This window comes from Azospirillum sp. TSH58, assembly GCF_003119115.1.
Taxonomy (GTDB): Bacteria; Pseudomonadota; Alphaproteobacteria; order Azospirillales; family Azospirillaceae; genus Azospirillum.
Genome location: NZ_CP022367.1, coordinates 932,223 through 950,613, shown reverse-complemented (window position 1 = coordinate 950,613; position 18,391 = coordinate 932,223). Strand labels below are relative to the sequence as shown.

At 69.7% G+C, this 18,391-nt stretch carries 16 protein-coding genes; 6 read left to right on the top strand and 10 right to left on the bottom strand.

What is annotated here, in order from left to right:
- The first annotated feature begins 105 nt into the window (after positions 1-105).
- Positions 106-336 (top strand): hypothetical protein, encoded by a 231-nt coding sequence (locus tag TSH58p_RS25780; RefSeq protein ID WP_247873933.1) that lies wholly within the window; start codon positions 106-108, stop codon positions 334-336.
- Between the two features lie 74 nt (positions 337-410).
- Here TSH58p_RS25780 and TSH58p_RS25775 read toward each other — a convergent pair whose 3' ends face one another.
- The 3 genes from TSH58p_RS25775 to TSH58p_RS25765 all read right to left on the bottom strand — a co-directional run bounded on the left by TSH58p_RS25775 (position 411) and on the right by TSH58p_RS25765 (position 1,680).
- Positions 411-635 carry a hypothetical protein gene (locus tag TSH58p_RS25775; RefSeq protein ID WP_246472645.1) on the bottom strand — a complete coding sequence of 75 codons (225 nt, stop codon included), beginning with the start codon at positions 633-635 and terminating at the stop codon, positions 411-413.
- Between the two features lie 51 nt (positions 636-686).
- Entirely contained in the window at positions 687-881 is a 195-nt protein-coding gene (locus TSH58p_RS25770; RefSeq protein WP_014197998.1) for a hypothetical protein, read from the bottom strand.
- Between the two features lie 247 nt (positions 882-1,128).
- Positions 1,129-1,680: a DUF882 domain-containing protein gene (locus TSH58p_RS25765; protein WP_109069196.1), complete on the bottom strand. Its 552-nt coding sequence runs from the start codon at positions 1,678-1,680 to the stop codon at positions 1,129-1,131.
- Between the two features lie 652 nt (positions 1,681-2,332).
- Between TSH58p_RS25765 and TSH58p_RS25755 the strand changes: the two genes are divergently transcribed.
- Positions 2,333-4,057, top strand: a complete 1,725-nt coding sequence (locus tag TSH58p_RS25755) for a hypothetical protein (protein ID WP_109069197.1) — start codon at positions 2,333-2,335, stop codon at positions 4,055-4,057.
- 78 nt (positions 4,058-4,135) lie between these two features.
- Here the strand turns inward: TSH58p_RS25755 and TSH58p_RS25750 are convergent, their stop codons facing one another.
- Both TSH58p_RS25750 and TSH58p_RS25745 read right to left on the bottom strand, forming a co-directional pair.
- The gene (locus TSH58p_RS25750) at positions 4,136-4,318 is read right to left on the bottom strand and encodes a hypothetical protein (RefSeq protein WP_109069198.1); all 183 of its coding nucleotides are present in this window, start codon (positions 4,316-4,318) and stop codon (positions 4,136-4,138) included.
- 62 nt (positions 4,319-4,380) lie between these two features.
- A complete protein-coding gene (locus TSH58p_RS25745) occupies positions 4,381-4,566 on the bottom strand; it encodes a hypothetical protein (protein ID WP_109069217.1) in 186 nt (61 codons plus the stop codon).
- Between the two features lie 295 nt (positions 4,567-4,861).
- Here TSH58p_RS25745 and TSH58p_RS25740 point away from each other — a divergent pair, with 295 nt between their 5' ends.
- Complete coding sequence (locus TSH58p_RS25740; RefSeq protein WP_109069199.1) at positions 4,862-6,958, top strand: YgiQ family radical SAM protein; 2,097 nt, start codon at positions 4,862-4,864, stop codon at positions 6,956-6,958.
- 140 nt (positions 6,959-7,098) lie between these two features.
- Here TSH58p_RS25740 and TSH58p_RS34285 read toward each other — a convergent pair whose 3' ends face one another.
- Positions 7,099-7,398, bottom strand: coding sequence for a hypothetical protein (locus TSH58p_RS34285; RefSeq protein WP_247873934.1), 300 nt, complete (start codon positions 7,396-7,398; stop codon positions 7,099-7,101).
- A gap of 441 nt (positions 7,399-7,839) precedes the next feature.
- On the opposite strand from TSH58p_RS34285, the gene TSH58p_RS25730 reads away from it, so the two are divergent.
- Positions 7,840-8,619, top strand: a complete 780-nt coding sequence (locus TSH58p_RS25730; RefSeq protein ID WP_109069218.1) for an NlpC/P60 family protein — start codon at positions 7,840-7,842, stop codon at positions 8,617-8,619.
- Here the strand turns inward: TSH58p_RS25730 and cobA are convergent.
- The 4 genes from cobA to nirB form a co-directional block, all read right to left on the bottom strand.
- Positions 8,542-9,480 (bottom strand): uroporphyrinogen-III C-methyltransferase, encoded by a 939-nt coding sequence (gene cobA / locus TSH58p_RS25725; RefSeq protein ID WP_109069201.1) that lies wholly within the window; start codon positions 9,478-9,480, stop codon positions 8,542-8,544. The two genes, TSH58p_RS25730 and cobA, sit on opposite strands and share 78 nt — an antisense overlap.
- Positions 9,449-12,058 (bottom strand): nitrate reductase, encoded by a 2,610-nt coding sequence (locus tag TSH58p_RS25720; protein ID WP_247873935.1) that lies wholly within the window; start codon positions 12,056-12,058, stop codon positions 9,449-9,451. The genes cobA and TSH58p_RS25720 overlap by 32 nt, the downstream gene beginning before the upstream one ends.
- Before the next feature lie 196 nt (positions 12,059-12,254).
- Entirely contained in the window at positions 12,255-12,611 is a 357-nt protein-coding gene (gene nirD / locus TSH58p_RS25715) for a nitrite reductase small subunit NirD (RefSeq protein ID WP_035677835.1), read from the bottom strand.
- 6 nt (positions 12,612-12,617) lie between these two features.
- On the bottom strand, positions 12,618-15,083 hold the full coding sequence (nirB, locus tag TSH58p_RS25710; RefSeq protein WP_109069203.1) for a nitrite reductase large subunit NirB: 2,466 nt from the start codon (positions 15,081-15,083) through the stop codon (positions 12,618-12,620).
- Between the two features lie 732 nt (positions 15,084-15,815).
- Here nirB and TSH58p_RS25705 point away from each other — a divergent pair.
- Both TSH58p_RS25705 and TSH58p_RS25700 read left to right on the top strand, forming a co-directional pair.
- Complete coding sequence (locus TSH58p_RS25705; RefSeq protein ID WP_247895568.1) at positions 15,816-17,141, top strand: CmpA/NrtA family ABC transporter substrate-binding protein; 1,326 nt, start codon at positions 15,816-15,818, stop codon at positions 17,139-17,141.
- 158 nt (positions 17,142-17,299) lie between these two features.
- Positions 17,300-18,391 carry an ABC transporter permease gene (locus TSH58p_RS25700; RefSeq protein WP_109069205.1) on the top strand — a complete coding sequence of 364 codons (1,092 nt, stop codon included), beginning with the start codon at positions 17,300-17,302 and terminating at the stop codon, positions 18,389-18,391.

The following is an 18,391-nucleotide window of genomic DNA, read 5'->3' as shown; positions in this document are numbered from 1 at the left end:
AAGGACACCGATGCAGCCGCCGCTCATCAGTCCTGCGTTTGCGCGGTTTTTGGTTAGTGCTTCCTTAACCCGACGGGATCATGGTCCGCCCACCGCAAACAGAGCATGCACGCAGGGCGCCTGATCATGGGCCAGAAGATCATCAAGTTCTCCGACAAGAACGGCTACCGCGACGTCGAACTCGACAGCCTGCCGCGCAACGTGCGCGCCGCCGTCACCGACATGGCGGCCAAGAACCCCGTCGCCAGCATCATCGTGGACCAGATGGGGATGCTGTACCGCATTCATCTGACCGAGCCGGCAAACGTCTATCTGGACGTGCTCTCGGTCGCCTGAACCGCGGCACTGCGCACGGTTCAAGAGCAACGGCGGCGCACCCGATGCGCCGCCGTTTCCATTTCAGCGTGCCGTCACTCCGGCAGAACGGTGACGGTGCGGTCGAGCGCGGCGCGCGGGACCGTCGAACCGAAGCCGGACAGGATCGCGCGGGCGTGTCCCGGCGCCAGTCCCGTCATACGAGCCAGATCGCCGGCGTCCAGCCCCTGCTGTTCGGCGGCGTGGCGGATGCGGGTGATGGCGTCGCGTTTCTCCGTACGGTCCATGGCGCTGCTCCGTTTGCGAACGTGATGGGTCATGCGGTCCTCCTTGTGCCGGCGGGCGGCGGGAGAGGCGGGTCCTGCTGCTCCTCAGTGCGGGCGGCCTTCCAGGCGGCGCAGCGCGCGGTCGAGCGTGCTCACGGGCATCATGAAGACGGTGCCGCCCAGAACCGCCCGGACATCCTCGATGTCCAGGCCGGTCGCCGCGGCGACGCCCCGCTCGTCCAGGCCGCGGTCCTCGGCGATCACGGCGATCCAGCCCGCCAGCGTGCGGGCCTGGGCCATCCGGGCCGGGTCCGTCAGAGGGTGACGGCGCGCCGATAAGCTGCGGCCCCGGGGGTCCGCAAGGTCGGTTGGGGTTAGCATGGGCTCCTCCCAAAGAGCATTGGCCGGATCATACGGCCTTCTTTTTCGGGCTATGGTGCGCTTCCTCCGTCCTGCGCACAATCCATCCATCGGCGTAATGCCCTTCGCCCGATGCCCCCTGGCAAAAGGTTCTGCGACGAAAAGTCCCGATTCCGTGCCGCCACGCTCAGGCCCCCACCCAGCGCCGCGTCGGCCCGGTGTCCACATGGACGAAGTTCCGCTTGGCGTAGCAGCCGGCCCCGCCGTCACCGAAGGACAGGGCGCAGCGGTACAGATCCACCGCGCGCCGTCCCTGCAGGCGCAGGTCGACGGCCCGCCCCTGCAGATGCAGGCTGCCCGACGCCGCTCCCTTCACGCGGCGGTTGGTCTCTTTGGAGCGGAAGGCCGACAGCACTTCGAACGGATGCTGGCTGTCCAACTTCTCCTGCATTTCCGACAGTCGGTTCAGCAGGGCGAGATCGATGCGGTGGCAATCGTCGCTGCGATGGTCGCGCAGCACCCAATCGATGCGGGCCATCGCCTCCGCAACCGGGCGTCCCTCCGCCCAATAGACGCCGTCGAAGCTCTCCCCCGTCAGGCAGTTGTAGATCCGCAGGGTGCGCTCCGGCGCCGGCTCCCACGCCGCGGCGGTGCGGCTGTTGCAGACGCCGACCGCCACGGCGGCCCCCAACCCGAAGATGCCGCGGCGCGTCAACGCGGACGCGGCGGGCTGGTGCATATGTTTTGAGGATGATGTCTGAGGCGAGGGGGGCGGACAGCGGCGGGACGGAACATTCAGCGTGGACAGAAAAGACGGCGACAAAAAAGACGGCGACAAAAAAGACATGGAACCACCGGTGTGTTGCGTTACCGAAGCCGAGAACAGGGAAAACCGGGAAATGTCGGCACGCCCTATCGACGGCGGGGGATGCGCGTCGGTGAGCCGGGCGTGCCGCGGGGACGGGAAGGGCCTTCAGCCAATGTTCGGGTCCTCCCGTGTCGAGTCCCCTGTCCGGCGGCGGGAGAACCCGTCGCCGCGCCGGCGGTTCCGCCGCGGCGGGTAGCATACGGTAGTTTACGCCCCGTTCGGCGGGGGTGCTCCGTACCGCCTCCGGTCTGGTGCCATCAGCCTTTGGATGGGCGCCCCACCCCAACGAACAGGGAAACGAACGGACTTCGGGAATACGGTCCGGCCTAAAAGCACAGGGCTGATGGACATCAGTTTTTCCCGATGGAAGAATGCCGGCAACACATCGACCCACCCCTTTTGAGAAGGATCGCACGTCGTCTTTCTCAACTTTCGGGAGATGTCTGGAATGACAGAGGAAACTCCACCCGCGCAGGGGCGGGCATTGGATGATCATGCCGTCAGGACTCAGCTTGAGCGGATTTTGACGAGCGACCATTTCGACGCGTCGGACCGCAACCGCCGTTTCCTGCGCTATGTGGTCGAGGAGTGCCTGGAGGGGCGGGCGCAGCAGATCAAGGCCTACTGCATCGCCGTCAGCGTCTTCAACCGCGAGCCGAGCTTCGACCCGCAATCCGATCCCATCGTGCGGCTGGAGGCCGGGCGGCTGCGCCGCAGTCTGGACCATTACTATCTGACCGCGGGCCGCAACGACCCGATCCGCATCGTCGTGCCGAAGGGCGGCTACGCCCCCCGCTTCGAACGGCAGAACGAAGCCGCCCCCGCCCTGCCCTGCCCTCACGCCGTTCCGGCGGCGGAAACCGTGTGGAGGCCCGTTTCCCTGCGCATCGCCGGGCTGGCCGTCGTGGTGCTGATCGCGGTCGGGCTGGCCGGCCTGCTGGTCGGACGAAACCTCGCCACGCCGATCGACGTGGAGGAAGCGCTGGCGCTCAGCCCGCATCCGATCGCGGCCAGCGCGGAGCCGAGGGGGATCGAGCCGGCGACACCCCTGTCCGCGGTCCCGGCGGCGGCCGATGCGTCGATGACCATCGTCGTCGGTCCCTTCCGAACCACGGGCCAGTCGGCGGAGGACGGCGCCCTTGCCGCCATGTTGACCGACGAGATCGCCGGCGGCCTCGCCAACCGCACCGACCTCCCGGTGCGGATCGATCCGCCGCCGACCGCCGCCCCGCCCCATCAGGGGTTTCGCCTGTCCGGAAGCCTTCAGGGGCATGACGCGGCGGTGCGCCTGGTGGTGCACTTGACCGACCTCGCCACCGGGACGGTGCTTTGGTCCACCAGCCTGGACCGCCCGGCCGAAGCCCAGGGCGCGCCCACGCCGCAGGCCTTGGCCGCCGGCATCGTCGAGCCGCTGGTCGCGCCGCAAGGCCCTCTGCTGCCGGCTGCCGCCGCGCGTCTGCGCGCCAAACCAACCGCCAGCCTGTCACCGCGCGAATGCGCCTTCCTCGCCACCGGCCGGCACGAGGTCCCGCCGGCCGAGCGGGCCGCCCTGAACGGTTGCCTGACCTCCGGGGCCAGCGCTCTGACGACCAGCGCCGGCGAGTCCGCCCGACTGTGGTCGGCATTGTCCCTGCTGCAATCGGACGCCTATCGGGCGGACCGGAACGACGCCGCGCTGAACGACGCCCTGGCCGCCGCCCTGCGCGCCACCGAACTGGAACCGGCGTCGCTGCGCCCGCTGACGGCGCTCTACACCGCCTATTGTCTGCGCGGGCAGTACGCCCCCTGCTTCGCCGCCGGACACCGCGCCTTGCAGGCGTCCCCCGGAGACGCCCAGGTGCTGGGCGACCTCGGCCTGTGGCATGTCGAAGCCGGGCAGTCCGCGAAAGGCCTCCCCCTGTTGGAACAGGCGATGGAGCGCGACCCCGCGCAGCGGGAACGGCTTCTGTCCGTCTACAGCCTCGCCCTTCAGCGCCATGGGCACCCGGACAGCACGAAGCTGGAATTCGAGGTGACCGCCGCCGCCCCGGCCCAGGCCGCCCTGGCCGTCGCCTTCGTGCAGATGGGCCGGATGGACGAGGCCAAGGCAGCGGCGACACGGGCGCTCGCGGCGGATCCCGATTTCGCCCGCCGGGCCGCGCGGGAGCAGCGCATCCAGCCCCTGCCCCCGACGCTGGACGCGGCCATCCGCAGCAGCTATGCCATGGTCGGATTGGCCGCGCCCACGGGCGAGAGCGTCACCCGGTAGCTCTCATACCCAGTCGTTCTCATACCCAGTTGTTCTCATACGACGTCGTATGATGAAACCGACGACGCTTCCGATGCGTCAGCCGGTGCCCGGCTGGACGGACCCGTCATCCTCCTCGGCCCGCCGCCGCAGCTCGTCGGACGTGGTTCCGGCGGGCACGGCGTCCTGAAGCGTCCCGTCGCCGGGCGTCTTGGTCTTGTCCTCCAACGGGGAGTCTTTTCCCGCCTCGGAAGGGCTGTCAGGTGTCTTCTCTTCAGCCATGGCGAACCTCCGCTTTGTTGTGGTTCCAGCGAACAACGCCCGCGGCGCCCGCGGGGTCCGCGTCACGGCCGGGGTGCGCTGTCCGGAGAGTCGTCCGTGTCCGGCGCCTTATCCTTTCTGGTCTCCGCGCCCGGCCCCTCGATGTTCTGGAAGCCCATCTTCTCCTCGTCGATCGCGGGGTCGGCGCGGGTGTTCTTGATGTCGAGCGGATCGTCGCGCTCGTCGCCGTAACGCTTGTCGGTGCTCATGAAGATCTCCTGCCCGTGGGTGAGTCTGTGCGTCTCCACCCTTCCCAACAGGGTGCCGGCGAGGCCGTTGCGACAGCCCCCTTGCCGTGGGCGGCCCGGCTGCACACATCACGGCGTCATAAACGCGTATAAAGTTGACCCCGACGGTCAGGCAATCCTTGACCGCGCCGCGGCACTTCCGTAGGGACTCGCGCGGTGGACCATGCCGGACATTGCCGGTATGAACCGGCACCCGACCATCAAGCACCCCGCCCCGGCAGCACCCTGCGCTCCGGCGGCCCGAACGGAGAGCGTCATGCTCAACGAAGCCACGCCCACCGCCCCCCTTCCGGCGGTGCGGGACATCTTCTCCCTCCCCTGGCACCGGACGGAGGCCCGGCGCCCGGCGCCCTTCCTGCCGATGACGCGGGCGGAGATGGACCGGCTGGGCTGGGATTCCTGCGACATCGTGGTGGTGACGGGCGACGCCTATGTGGACCACCCCAGCTTCGGCATGGCGATCATCGGGCGGCTGCTGGAGGCGCAGGGCTTCCGCGTCGGCATCATCGCCCAGCCGGACTGGAGCAGCGCGGAGCCGTTCAAGGCGCTGGGCAAGCCGAACCTGTTCTTCGGGGTGACCGGCGGCAACATGGACTCGATGGTGAACCACTACACCTCGGACCGCCGCCTGCGTCACAACGACAGCTACACCCCCAACGACGAGGGCGGCAAGCGGCCCGACCGCGCGGTGATCGTCTACAGCCAGCGCTGCCGCGAGGCCTACAAGGACGTGCCCATCGTGCTCGGCGGCATCGAGGCGAGCCTTCGCCGCATCGCCCAGTACGACCATTGGAGCGAGAAGGTGCGCCGCTCCGTCCTTGTGGACGCCAAGGCCGACATCCTGTGCTACGGCAACGCTGAGCGGGCGATCATCGACGTCGCCCACCGCATCGCCGCCGGGGAAAAGGCGCGGGAGATCGACGACGTCCGCGGCACCTCCATCGTCCGCAGCCGCGTGCCGGACGGCTGGACCGTCATCGACAGCAGCAGCATCGACGAGCTGACCCCCGCCGCCCCGCGCGCCGCCGGGGCCGACCGCACGGTGGTCCGCCTGCCCTCCTTCGAGCAGGTCAGCGCCGACAAGGTCCTTTACGCCCACGCCTCCCGCGTGCTGCACCAGGAGAGCAACCCCGGCAACGCCCGCGCGCTGGTGCAGCGGCACGGCGACCGCGAGGTCTGGCTGACCACCCCGCCGATCCCGCTGACCACGGAAGAGATGGACGGGGTCTACGGCCTGCCCTACGCCCGCGCGCCCCATCCGTCCTACGGCGACGCGCGCATCCCGGCCTGGGAGATGATCCGCTTCTCGGTGAACATCATGCGCGGCTGCTTCGGCGGCTGCTCCTTCTGCTCCATCACCGAGCATGAGGGCCGCATCATCCAGAGCCGCTCGGAGGGCTCGATCCTCAAGGAGATCGAGGAGATCCGCGACAAGGTGAAGGGCTTCACCGGGGTCATTTCCGACATGGGCGGGCCGACCGCCAACATGTACCGCATGGCCTGCAAGGACCCGGAGATCGAGAAGGTCTGCCGCCGCCCGTCCTGCGTCTTCCCGGACATCTGCAAGAACCTGAACACCGACCACAGCGACCTGATCCAGCTCTACCGCAAGGCGCGCGCCATCCCCGGCGTGAAGAAGATCAACATCGCCTCGGGCCTGCGCTACGACCTCGCCGTCCGCAGCCCGGAATACGTGAAGGAGCTGGTGACCCACCATGTCGGCGGCTACCTGAAGATCGCGCCGGAGCACACCGAGCCCGGCCCGCTGTCCAAGATGATGAAGCCGGGCATCGGCACCTACGACCGCTTCAAGGAGATGTTCGAGAAGGCGGCCAAGGCGGCCGGCAAGAAGCTCTACCTGATCCCCTACTTCATCGCCGCCCACCCCGGCACCAGCGACGAGGACATGATGAACCTCGCCCTGTGGCTGAAGCGGAACGGCTTCAAGGCCGATCAGGTGCAGACCTACCTGCCCTCCCCCATGGCGCTCGCCACGGCGATGTACCACAGCGACCGCAACCCGCTGCGCCCGATCCGCCGCGAGGGGTCGGAGACGGTGTTCTCCGCCAAGGGGCTGAAGCAGCGCCGCCTGCACAAGGCCTTCCTGCGCTACCACGACCCGGAGAATTGGCCGGTGCTGCGCGATGCGCTGAAAGCCATGGGCCGCAGCGACCTGATCGGTCCGGGCGAGCACCAGCTCGTTCCGGCCTGGCAGACGACGGGGGGTGTGGGCAAGGCGGACAAGCCCAAGGCGGATCGGCCGAAGCCGGGCAAGACCTTCTACACCCAGCAGGCCGGCAAGGGCCGCCGGACGCCGGTCAAGGGCGGCAAGCCGGCGGGAAGGGCGAGGTAGCCCTCTCCCCTCCGGGGAGAGCGAGGGGACCCGCGCCGTAGGCGTGGGGAGGGTGAGGGGGATGCCCGTGTGCCGGACGATCCGCCATGCGCATCCCCCTCACCCTAACCCTCTCCCCAGGGGGGAGAGGGGACAAGACCTCAGCAATCGTTGAGCGCCTTGATGCGTTCGATCAGCGCCAACCCGTCGCGCTCGGCCAGCGCGACCTCGGCGGCGCCGTCGCAGGCGCGGCCGTTCACATAGACGTAGTGGTAGCGCACGCGCACGGCGTCCCGACCGATGGGTTCCGCGGCCAGCAGGCGGACGGGAACGCTCATGTTGCCGTAGAAGCGGGTCATGGACGCGATGTCGTAAGCCCCGCTGCCCCGCTTCTCGGGAATGACGTAGGTGTTGGCCCGCGCGGCGTCCGCCTGCCCCAGGGCGTCATAGAAAGCGCGCACCGTCGCGACCCGGTCGGTCGGTTGAGGGCGCGGCGCGGGCGGATGGAATTGGGCCGGGTCAGCGCTCGCGGCGGGCTGCGGGATGGACGCAGGGTTGGCCGCGGGCTGACCCGGCCGGACCACCGTGGCCGCCGAGGACGGCTGCGGTGGAACGGGGATCGGCGGGGCAGGGGGCTGCTCCACCGCCGGAGAGGGGGCCGGAGAAGGAATGGACCTCGGCACGAGCCGCAGGGGACCTTCGGTTGCCGTCTGCGCGGCGGCCGCACCGGCCAGCAGGCATGAGCCCACCGCCGCCGCGAGTCCCAGAAGCCTCACACGGTCCGCCATCGCACTCTCCTGTCGAAAAGCGTCAAATCCATAGCAAATCCCCGTTTCCCGGAGGATTGTCCGGAACGGTCCTCTGGCTTGCATTCCGGCGGGGCGGGCTCTAGCGTGACCGGCATGACCGATGCACAGACCACCCCGATCCGACGCCTCGCCACCCCGCAGGCCGTCCTTCTGGAGCAGCCGAGGCACGGCGTCCCGCAAACCAGCGAGATGCTGTTCGGTGAAACATGTACGCCGCTCGACCGGGATGGCGACTGGTGGAAGGTGGAAAACCGCACCGACGGCCATGTCGGCTGGCTTCCCCCCGGCACGGACCTGACGGAACCGGTCGCCCCGACCCACCGCGTGTCCGGGCGCGTGGCGAACCTGCACCCGGCGCCCACGCACAAGGCGGTGCCCGTGGCGGCGCTGAGCTTCGGCAGCCTCGTGACCGTGGTGGAGCAAGCGGATAGCGGCTGGGTCCGGCTGGACAACGGGCTGTGGACCTTCGGCAAATTGCTGGAGCCGGTGGCCGTGCCGCTGGACCGCGTTCCGGTGGAAACGGCGCTGCGCTTCCTGGAGACGCCCTATGTCTGGGGTGGGCGGAGCGCCTTCGGCATCGACTGCTCCGGCCTCGTCCAGGTGGCGCTGCGCGCGGCGGGGATCACCACCCACCACAGCAGCGGCATGCAGCGCAACGACGACCGGCTGGGGCCGATGGTCTCGGCTGACGGGCAGGGGGTCGATTATCAGCGGGGCGACATCGTGTTCTTCCCCGGCCATGTCGGGATCATGCTGGACGGCGCCACGCTGCTGCACGCCACCGTCTTCACCATGTCAGTCGTGACCGAACCGCTGGCCGAGGTGGCCGCCCGCGCCGAGGGCATCACCGGCGTGCGCCGACCGGTCCTCTAGCGCCCAGCCGATCAGGAGCAGCGTCGGGCCGTCGCCCGCCGCCACGCCCCGCTCGGCCATGGCGCCCAGCGTCGTGCGGTGATGGCGCTCGTCGGGGCGGCAGCCGTTCTCCACCGCCAGCACCGGCGTGTCGGGGGACAGGCCGCCCGCGGTCAGGCCGCGCCCGACGCGGCGGGCGGCCTCGCGGCCCATGTAGATCGCCAGCGTGCCCTTCGGGTCGGCCAGCCGCGCCCAGTCCGGCTCCGTCGCATCGCCTTCGCGGGCGTGGGCGGTGACGAAGGTGACGGCGCGCGACACGCCACGCTTGGTCAGCGATACCCCGGCGCTGGACGCGCAGCCGAGCGCCGCGGTGATGCCGGGGATCACCGACACGCTGATTCCGACACGCTCCAGATGCTCGATCTCCTCGCCGGCCCGCCCGAAGATCATCGGGTCGCCGCCCTTCAGCCGCACGGTGCGCCGCCCGCTGCGGGCCTGCGCCTCGATCAGCGCGTTGATGGCCTCCTGTGAATGGGAGTGCTTGCCCGACCGCTTGCCGACGCAGATCAACTCGGCCCCCGGCTGCGCCAGGGCAAGGATGCCCGGCCCGACGAGATGGTCGTAGAGGATCACCTCGGCCTGCGCGATGGCCCGCGCCGCCGCGACGGTCAGCAGGTCGGGGTCTCCCGGCCCGGCGCCGACCAGGGTGACGTGCGGGGTCCGCGTGCCCGCCTCCGGGATGGCGCGGGCGACGCGGCGGGCCGTGCGCGGACGCAGCGCGGAATCGAGCGCGTCGCGCAGGGCGACGATGAAGTTGAAACGCTTCCCCCCGGATCGGGAGACAAGACCGTCAAGCCACATGGCAGCGCTGGGCATCGGCAAGGATCTCCTTGAGTTCGGGGATGCAGGAGCCGCAGTTGGTCCCGGCCCGCAGGGCCTGTCCGACCTCCTGGACCGTGGTCAGGCGTTGGCTCTGGATGGCGGCGATCAGGCGGTTGACGCCGACGCCGAAGCAGGAACAGACCGTCCGCCCCTCGTCCGCCGTGGGAACCGGCGAGCGGCCGGAGAGCAGGGCGCGGCGGGCGGCACCGTCCAACGCCTCCACCGACAGCAGATCCACCAGCCAGCCCCGGCTTGGCAATCCGCCCGAGGTGGACAGGAACAGGCAGGCCTCCAGCCTGTCGTGGGTCACCCAGGCGCGGCGCAGCACGCCGCGGGCCGCGTCGCTGTAATCGACCGTCGCCCCGGCGAAGCCGAACGCCAGCGCGTCGGGGGCGGGCAGGGCGCCCTCGCCGGCCAGCTCGATCAGGTGGCCGCCGGGGACGGCGCGGCGCGACCAGTAGCCGCCATGGGCGGGCTCCACCGGCTCGCGGGCGATCAGGAAGCCGGTCCAGGCGGCGGGGTAGGGGACGACCGTCACCGGCATCCGCTTCAGGTCCGGCTGGCCGGACACGGGGTCCACCGCCCGGTCGTCCACCAGCCGCCCGACGACGCAGGAGGCGGTGAAGCGGTCGGTCCAGTGCATGGGCAGGAAGGCTTCCCCCGCCCGCTGCGCCTCGGTCACGCGCAGCCGGGCCAGCGCCGTGCCGACGGGGGTGGAGAGGGTGACCAGGGCGCCGTCCGTCAGGCCGCGCGCCGCCGCGTCCTGCGGGTGGAGGTCCAGGCACGGCTCCGGCGCGTGGGATGAAAGGCGCGGCGACAGGCCGGTGCGCGTCATGGTGTGCCACTGGTCGCGCAGGCGGCCGGTGTTCAAGATCAGCGAGCCCGGCTCCACGGAGCGGGGCAGGGGGCGGGAGATGACGGGGACGAAACGCGCCCGCCCGTCCTCGGTGAAGAAGCGCCCGTCGGTGTAGAGGCGGCGCGTCGGACCCTCGCCAACCCGCCGCGGCCAGGGGGCGGGAGCGAGCGTTTCAAATTCAGCGTCGGACAGCCCGGCGAGGCCGCCGATGTCGAAGGCGCGCGTGCCGTCGTTCTCGAAGGCGGAGAGGGCGGCGTGCTCGCGGAACAGGTCGGCGGGCGTCTCGAAGGGGAAGGCGGCGGCGAAGCCCATGGCGCGAGCGACCCGGGTGACGATCCACCAGTCGGGCCGCGCCTCGCCCGCCAGGGGCCGGAAGGCACGCTGGCGGGAGATGGTGCGGTCGGAGTTGGTGACGGTGCCGTCCTTCTCGCTCCAGCCGGCGGCGGGCAGGCGGATGTGGGCCAGCCGCGCCGTGTCGGTGTCGGCGATGCAGTCGGAGACGATGACCGTCTCGCACCGCGCCAGCGCGCGGCGGACGCGGGCGGCGTCGGGCATGCTGACCGCCGGGTTGGTCGCCATGACCCAGACGGCGCGCACCGTGCCCTCCTCCACCGCGCGGAACAGGTCGACCGCCATCAGGCCGGGCCTGTCCGCCATCCGCGGGGCATTCCAGAAGCGGCGCAGCCGGTCCACCGACTCCGGCTCGAACCCCATATGGGCGGCAAGCTGGTTGGCGAGCCCGCCGACCTCGCGCCCGCCCATGGCGTTGGGCTGGCCGGTGACCGAGAAGGGTCCCATGCCCGGCGCGCCGATCCGCCCGGTCAGGAAATGGACGTTCAGGATGGCGTTGACCGTGTCGGTTCCCTGGGAGGACTGGTTCACCCCCTGGGAGTAGACGGTGACGGTGCGGCGGACCGTTGCGACTTCAGCGTAGAAGGCCTCGATGTCGGCCAGCGGCAGACCGCAGCGGGCGGCGACATGGGCGGGGGAGGGCGCGTCAGCGCGGGCGGCCTCCAGCGCCTTCGCCAGACCGGCGGTGTGCTCCGCGACGAAACGGGCGTCCAGGAGACCGTTGTCGGCGAGATGGTTGTCGGCGAGATGGACAAGCAGCCCGTTGAACAGCAGGGCGTCGGTGCCGGGCCGGATGGGCAGGTACCGGTCGGCCCCGTCCACCGCGGCGGTGCGGCGCGGGTCGATAACGACGATGCGGGTGCCGCGCGTCCGCTTGGCCGCCAGCAGCCGCTGGTTCAGGATCGGGTGGCACCAGGCGAGGTTGGAGCCGACCAGCAGGACCAGATCGGCCTCGTCCAGGTCCTCGTAGGTCACCGGCACCGCGTCGGCCCCGAAGCCGCGCTTGTGGCCCGCCACGCTGGAGGCCATGCAGAGGCGCGAGTTGGTGTCGATGTTGGCGGTGCCGATGAAGCCCTTCGCCAGCTTGTTGACGGCGTAATAGTCCTCCGTCAGCAACTGGCCGGAGACGTAGAAGGCCACCGAGTCCGGGCCATGCTTGGCGATGGTGTCGGACAGGCGGTGGGCAACCTCCGCGATGGCCTCGTCCCAGGCGACGCGCCGCCCGTCCACCTCCGGGTGCAGCAGCCGTTCGCCGAGGCCCAGCGTGTCGGGGAGGTTGGTGCCTTTGGAGCAGAGCTTCCCCCGGTTGGCCGGGTGGTCGGGGTCGCCGGAGACGGTGACGGTGCCGTCGGCGGCGACGGAGGCCAGCACGCCGCAGCCGACGCCGCAGTAGGGGCAGGTGGTGCGAATAGGCTTCCCCGCCGCGATTTCCCTCTCCCCCCTGGGGAGAGGGGAGGGTGAGGGGGGTGCGCTTTTGCCGAACGTACCGACACGCGCACCCCCCTCACCCCAACCCTCTCCCCGGGGGGGAGAGGGGGAAGAAGGAGGGGGAGAGGGTCTATCAGCGTCACCCATGGCCACACCCCCCGCGTCCCGGACGGAAGGCCGCCAGCCCGAGCTGCACCGCGCCGTCCACCACCCGCACCGGACAATGGCCGGCGCAGCCCTCGTCGGGGCCGACCGCCTCGCCGCTGGCGAGGTCGATCACCCAGCTGTGCAGCGGGCAGGTCACCCGCGCCCCGTGGACGATGCCCTGCGACAGCGGGCCGCCGGCGTGCGGGCAGCGGTCCTCCAGCGCGTAGACCTCGTCCGCCACGGTGCGGAACAGGGCGATGTCGCCGAAGTCGGTCCGCACGACGCGGGACCCCTGGCGGGGAATGTCTTCGACCGAGCCGACGGTGATCCAGGAAATGCTCTGATCCATGTGTCGTTACCCCACCTGAGCGAGCGGCGCGAATTCGTGACGGTCCACCGACCCGCTGGCGCGCTCGGCCCAGGGATCGTCCTGCGAAAAGCTCTGGGAGAAGAGGAAGCGGGCGTTGAGGGCGGCCCGGCCTTCGGCATCGTCGACCAAGCGGCGCTTCAGATAGTCCAGCCCGACGCGCTCCAGCCACGGGGCGGTGCGCTCCAGGTAACGGGCCTCCTCGCGGTAGAGCTGCATGTAGGCGCCGGTGTATTCCAGCACCTCCGCCTCGGTCTCCACCTTCACCAGCAGGTCGCAGGCCCGGACATGCATGCCGCCGTTGCCGCCGACATGCAGCTCGTAGCCACTGTCCACGCAGACGACGCCGAGGTCCTTGATGGTGGCCTCCGCGCAATTGCGCGGGCAGCCGGAGACGGCCAGCTTCACCTTGTGCGGGGTCCAGGTGCCCCAGGTCATCCGCTCCAGCTTGACGCCCAGGCCGGTGCTGTCCTGCGTGCCGAAGCGGCACCATTCCGACCCGACGCAGGTCTTCACCGTGCGCAGCCCCTTGGCGTAGGCGTGGCCGGACACCATGCCGGCGGCGTTCAGGTCCGCCCACACGGCGGGCAGGTCCTCCTTCCTCACGCCGAACAGGTCGATGCGCTGGCCGCCGGTGACCTTCACCGTGGGAATGGCGAACTTGTCCACCACGTCGGCGATGGCACGCAGCTCCTTGGCGCTGGTCAGCCCGCCCCACATGCGCGGGACGACGGAGTAGGTGCCGTCCTTCTGGATGTTGGCGTGGACGCGCTCGTTGATGTAGCGGGACCGGCTGTCGTCCTTGTACTCGCCCGGCCATTCGCAGAGCAGGTAATAGTTCAGCGCCGGGCGGCAATGGTGGCAGCCGTCGGGCGTGCGCCATTCCAGCCGCTGCATCACGTCGGGAATGGATTTCAGTTCCAACGCGGTGATGGCCCGGCGCACCTCGTCGTGGGTGCGGTCGGTGCATTTGCACATCGGCTTGGCCTTCGCCTCGCCCGCGTAGCCGTCGCCCAGCGTCAATGCCAGGAGCTGCTCCACCTGCCCGGTGCAGCTTCCGCAGGAGGCCGAGGCTTTGGTATGAGCCCGCACCTCGTCCAGGTTGGACAGGCCCTTTTCGGTGATCGCCGTGACGATGGTGCCCTTGCACACGCCGTTGCAGCCGCAAATCTCCGCACTGTCGGGGAGCGCCGCAACGGCGGCCTTAGGGTTTGCCGCCCCCTCGCCTCCGAACCCTTGCCCGAAGATCAGGGTGTCGCGGACCGGAGCGACCTCGGTCCCGTCCTTCAGCATCTGGAAGTACCAGCCGCCGTCCTTGGTGTCGCCGTAGAGCACGGCGCCCAGGATGCGGTTCTCCCTGACCACCACGCGCTTGTAGACGCCGCGGGCGGCGTCGCGGAACACGATGTCCTCGCAGTCCTTGCCGCCGGTGAAGTCGCCCGCCGAGAAGACGTCCACCCCCGTCACCTTCAGCTTGGTCGAGGTGACCGAGCCGGTGTAGGCGGCCTCGGTGCTCCCGGCCAGCCGGGCGGCGGCGACCTTGGCCATCTCGAACAGCGGGGCGACGAGGCCGTAGGTCTGGCCGCGATGCTCCACGCACTCGCCCACCGACAGGATCGCCGGATCGGAGGTGGTCATGGCGTCGTCCACCTGGATGCCGCGCCCGCAGGCCAGCCCCGCCGCCTTGCCCAGCGCCATGTTCGGGCGGATGCCCACGGCCATGACCACCAGATCGGCGGGAAGCTCCTGCCCGTTTTTCAGGCGAACCGCGGAAACACGTTCGCTGCCCACAATTTCGGCAGTGTCGGCACCGGTCAGCACGGTGATGCCGCGGCGTTCCAGCTCGTGCCGCAGCAGCGCCCCGGCGGAGCGGTCGAGCTGCCGTTCCATCAGCGTGTCCATCAAATGCAGGACCGTGACGTCCATGCCCTTGACCTTCAGCCCGTTGGCCGCCTCCAGCCCGAGCAGGCCGCCGCCGATGACCACCGCGCGCCCGCCCCTGGCCGCCGCCTCCAGCATCGTGTCGACATCGGCGAGATCGCGGAATCCGACGACGCCGGGCAGGGTGGAACCGGGAACCTGGATGATGAGGGGGGTGGAGCCGGTGGCGATCAGCAGCTTGTCGTAAGGCACGGTCAGGCCGGAGATGGCCGTGACGGTGCGGTTCGCGCGGTCGATCACCTCCACCCGGTCGCCGGTCAACAGCTTGATTCCGTTGGCCTCGTACCAGTCGCGCCCGTTCAGGACGATCTGCTCGAAGGTCTTCTCCCCGGCCAGCACGGGGGAGAGCATGATGCGGTTGTAGTTGGGGTGCGGCTCGGCGCCGAAGACGGTGATGTCGTAACGGTCCGGCGCCTTGGCCAGCAGTTCCTCCAGCGTGCGGATGCCGGCCATGCCGTTGCCGACGACGACCAGCCGTTCGCGCGGAGTGGATGGATTGGTGTGCGTGCTCATGCTGTGTGCCCTCTTGCGAGGCCGCGAGGCCGAAAAGAAAAAGGCGCCCGAAGCCCTGGGGATTCCCGCGGGATTCCCAGGGTTTCGGACGCCGTTGTCCGGGTGGTTCGCCGTCGAACCGGCCATGGCGCCGTTGCCCTGGCCCTGATCTGCCCACCCTTCTGGCAAGCCGCGTGCCAACACCGGCACCAAGGTATGAGACAGGGACCGGAACGGCGGATTTCCGCCATTTGCAAGGCCCCGCCGCCGTCAACGGATGACGGGAGTGTCAGGACCCGAACACGCGCTTTTGTCCCGCTTCGAACAAAAAGCGGTCCGAAAGCCGACAAATTGTGCAATGCGTCACCACCAAGGTACCAGCACAAAGAATAGGCAATTCGCGTCAAAGCCGCAGAAACAAAGACTTTCGGCCCTGTTTGGAAGGTCATTCAGCCTTTGGCATGGCCCTTGCGAGAGGAACGGGGGGACGCGCCAACGGCGGTGCGTCCATCCCATACGCCCAAGGTTGGGCCCCTCGGCACCGTCGCTGACCCGGTTCGACAGCCCTTCATGGCTGGAGAGCCCTCAACGGCGCGTCGCCGGTGGGGCGTTGGATCGAGGTCGGGCGTGCCGCGGGGGTCCGGAACGAGAGATGGAGCGACCAACGTGACGCGAGACGTGACCCGAGACGTGATCCGACTTCCCGCCTCCCCCCGCACCGCCCTGCTGTCCGCCGCCGCCACGCTGGCGCTGATGCTCGGCTCCGCCCAGGCCGCTCCGCTCGACGTGGAGAAGGACCAGCTCAAGCTGGGCTTCATCAAGCTGACCGACATGGCCCCGCTCGCCATCGCCGCGGAGAAGGGCTTCTTCGAGGACGAGGGCCTGTCGGTGACGCTGGAGCCGCAGGCCAACTGGAAGGTGCTGCTCGACCGCGTGATCTCCGGGGAGCTGGACGGCGCCCACATGCTGGCCGGCCAGCCGCTGGGCGCCACCATCGGCTTCGGCACCCAGGCCAACGTGGTGACCGCCTTCTCCATGGACTTGAACGGCAACGGCATCACCCTGTCCAACGAGGTGTGGGAGCGGATGAAGCCCAACCTGCCCACGGGGCCGGATGGCAAGCCGCTGCACCCGATCAAGGCCGACGCTCTGAAGCCGGTCATCGCCCAGTACCGGGCGGAGGGCAAGCCCTTCACCATGGGCATGGTCTTCCCCGTCTCCACCCACAATTACGAGCTTCGCTACTGGCTGGCCGCCGGCGGCATCAACCCCGGCTACTACGCCCCCAACGACGTGTCGGGGCAAATCCAGGCCGACGCCCTGCTCTCCGTCACCCCGCCGCCGCAGATGCCGGCGACGCTGGAGGCCGGGACCATCTTCGGCTACAGCGTCGGCGAGCCGTGGAACCAGCAGGCGGTGATGAAGGGCATCGGCGTGCCGGTCATCACCGACACCGAGATCTGGAAGAACAACCCGGAGAAGGTCTTCGGCGTCACCGAGGGCTGGGCCGCCAAGAACCCCAAGACCCATCTGGCGCTGGTCAAGGCGCTGATCCGCGCCGCCATGTGGCTGGACGAGAACAACAACGCCAACCGCGCCGAGGCGGTGAAGATCCTGGCGAAGTCGGAGTATGTGGGCGCCGACGCCAAGGTCATCGCCAACTCGATGACCGGCACCTTCGAGTATGAGAAGGGCGACAAGCGGGCGGTTCCCGACTTCAACGTCTTCTTCCGCTACAACGCCACCTATCCCTTCTACTCCGACGCCGTCTGGTACCTGACCCAGATGCGCCGCTGGGGCCAGATCGCCGAGGCCAAGCCGGACTCCTGGTACGACGAGACCGCCCGCAAGGTCTACAAGCCGGAAATCTACCTGAAGGCCGCGCGGCTGCTGGTGGAGGAGGGCAAGGCCAAGGAGGCCGACTTCCCCTGGGCCAGCGACGGCTACAAGCCGCTGGACGAGGGCTTCATCGACGGCATCGCCTACGACGGCCGCAAGCCCAACGAGTACCTGACGAAGCTGCCCATCGGCCTGAAGGGCGGGCAGGCGGTGCAGGGCGGGCAACTGGTCGGCGGTTGAGCGCTTCCCCCACGGACGACCTGCGCAGTGGCTGCGACGGGCCCCCTCCCTAACCCTCCCCCGCTACGCAGGGGAGGGAATCCGCCCCTCCCCCTGCGTAGCGGGGGGAGGTTGGGAGGGGGGCATCGGCGCCCCGCGCCAAACAGAAAGATCACCCCATGACCAGCGTGACCGAAGCCTCCACCCTGTCCTCCGCCGAGGCGCTGCGCGCCCGGCGCAAGGCCCGCCTCGCCCACAGCCTGAACCGCGCCGCCGCCGCCCTGCAAATCGTCGGGTTCGGCTGGCTCACACCGCTGCTCCGCATGGCCGCCGGGGACAGCCCGCGCCAGCAGGGGCGGGAGTTGTGGCAGCAGATGGGCGTGCCGCTGACCGCCCTGATGCTGTTCCTCGCCGCCTGGGCGTGGCTGGCGCCGCAGGTGAACACCAGCCTGGGCGCCATCCCCGGCCCGGCCCAGGTGTGGGAGCAGGTGGGCAATCTCCACGCCGACCATCAGGCCGAGCGCGCCAAGGAGGCCGCCTTCTACGACCGGCAGGCCAAGCGCAACGCCGAGCTGCTGGCCAAGGACCCGGCCGCCGAGGTGAAGAGCCGCCCCTACGCCGGCAAGCCGACCTATCTGGACCAGATCGTCACCAGCCTGAAGACGGTCTTCACCGGCTTCCTGCTGGGCGCCCTGGTGGCGGTGCCGCTGGGGGTGGCCTGCGGCCTGTCGCGCACGGTCAACGCGGCGATGAACCCGCTGATCCAGATCTTCAAGCCGGTGTCGCCGCTGGCCTGGCTGCCGCTGGTCACCATGGTGGTCAGCGCCACCGTGTCGAGCGACAACCCGACCTTCGAGAAGTCCTTCCTGACCTCGGCCGTCACGGTCACGCTCTGCTCGCTGTGGCCGACGCTGATCAACACGGCGGTCGGCGTGTCGTCCATCGACAAGGACCTGATGAACGTGGGCAAGGTGCTGCAACTGTCCGGCCCGACGATGGTGCGCCGGCTCGTGCTGCCCTCGGCGCTGCCCTACATCTTCACCGGGCTTCGGCTGTCGCTGGGCGTGGGCTGGATGGTGCTGATCGCGGCGGAGATGCTGGCCCAGAATCCCGGCCTCGGCAAGTTCGTGTGGGACGAGTTCCAGAACGGCTCCTCCTCCTCGCTCGCCCGCATCATGGTGGCGGTCTTCACCATCGGCCTGATCGGCTTCCTGCTCGACCGCGTCATGCTGGCCTTCCAGGCCGCCGTTTCCCACACCGGCACCCGCTGA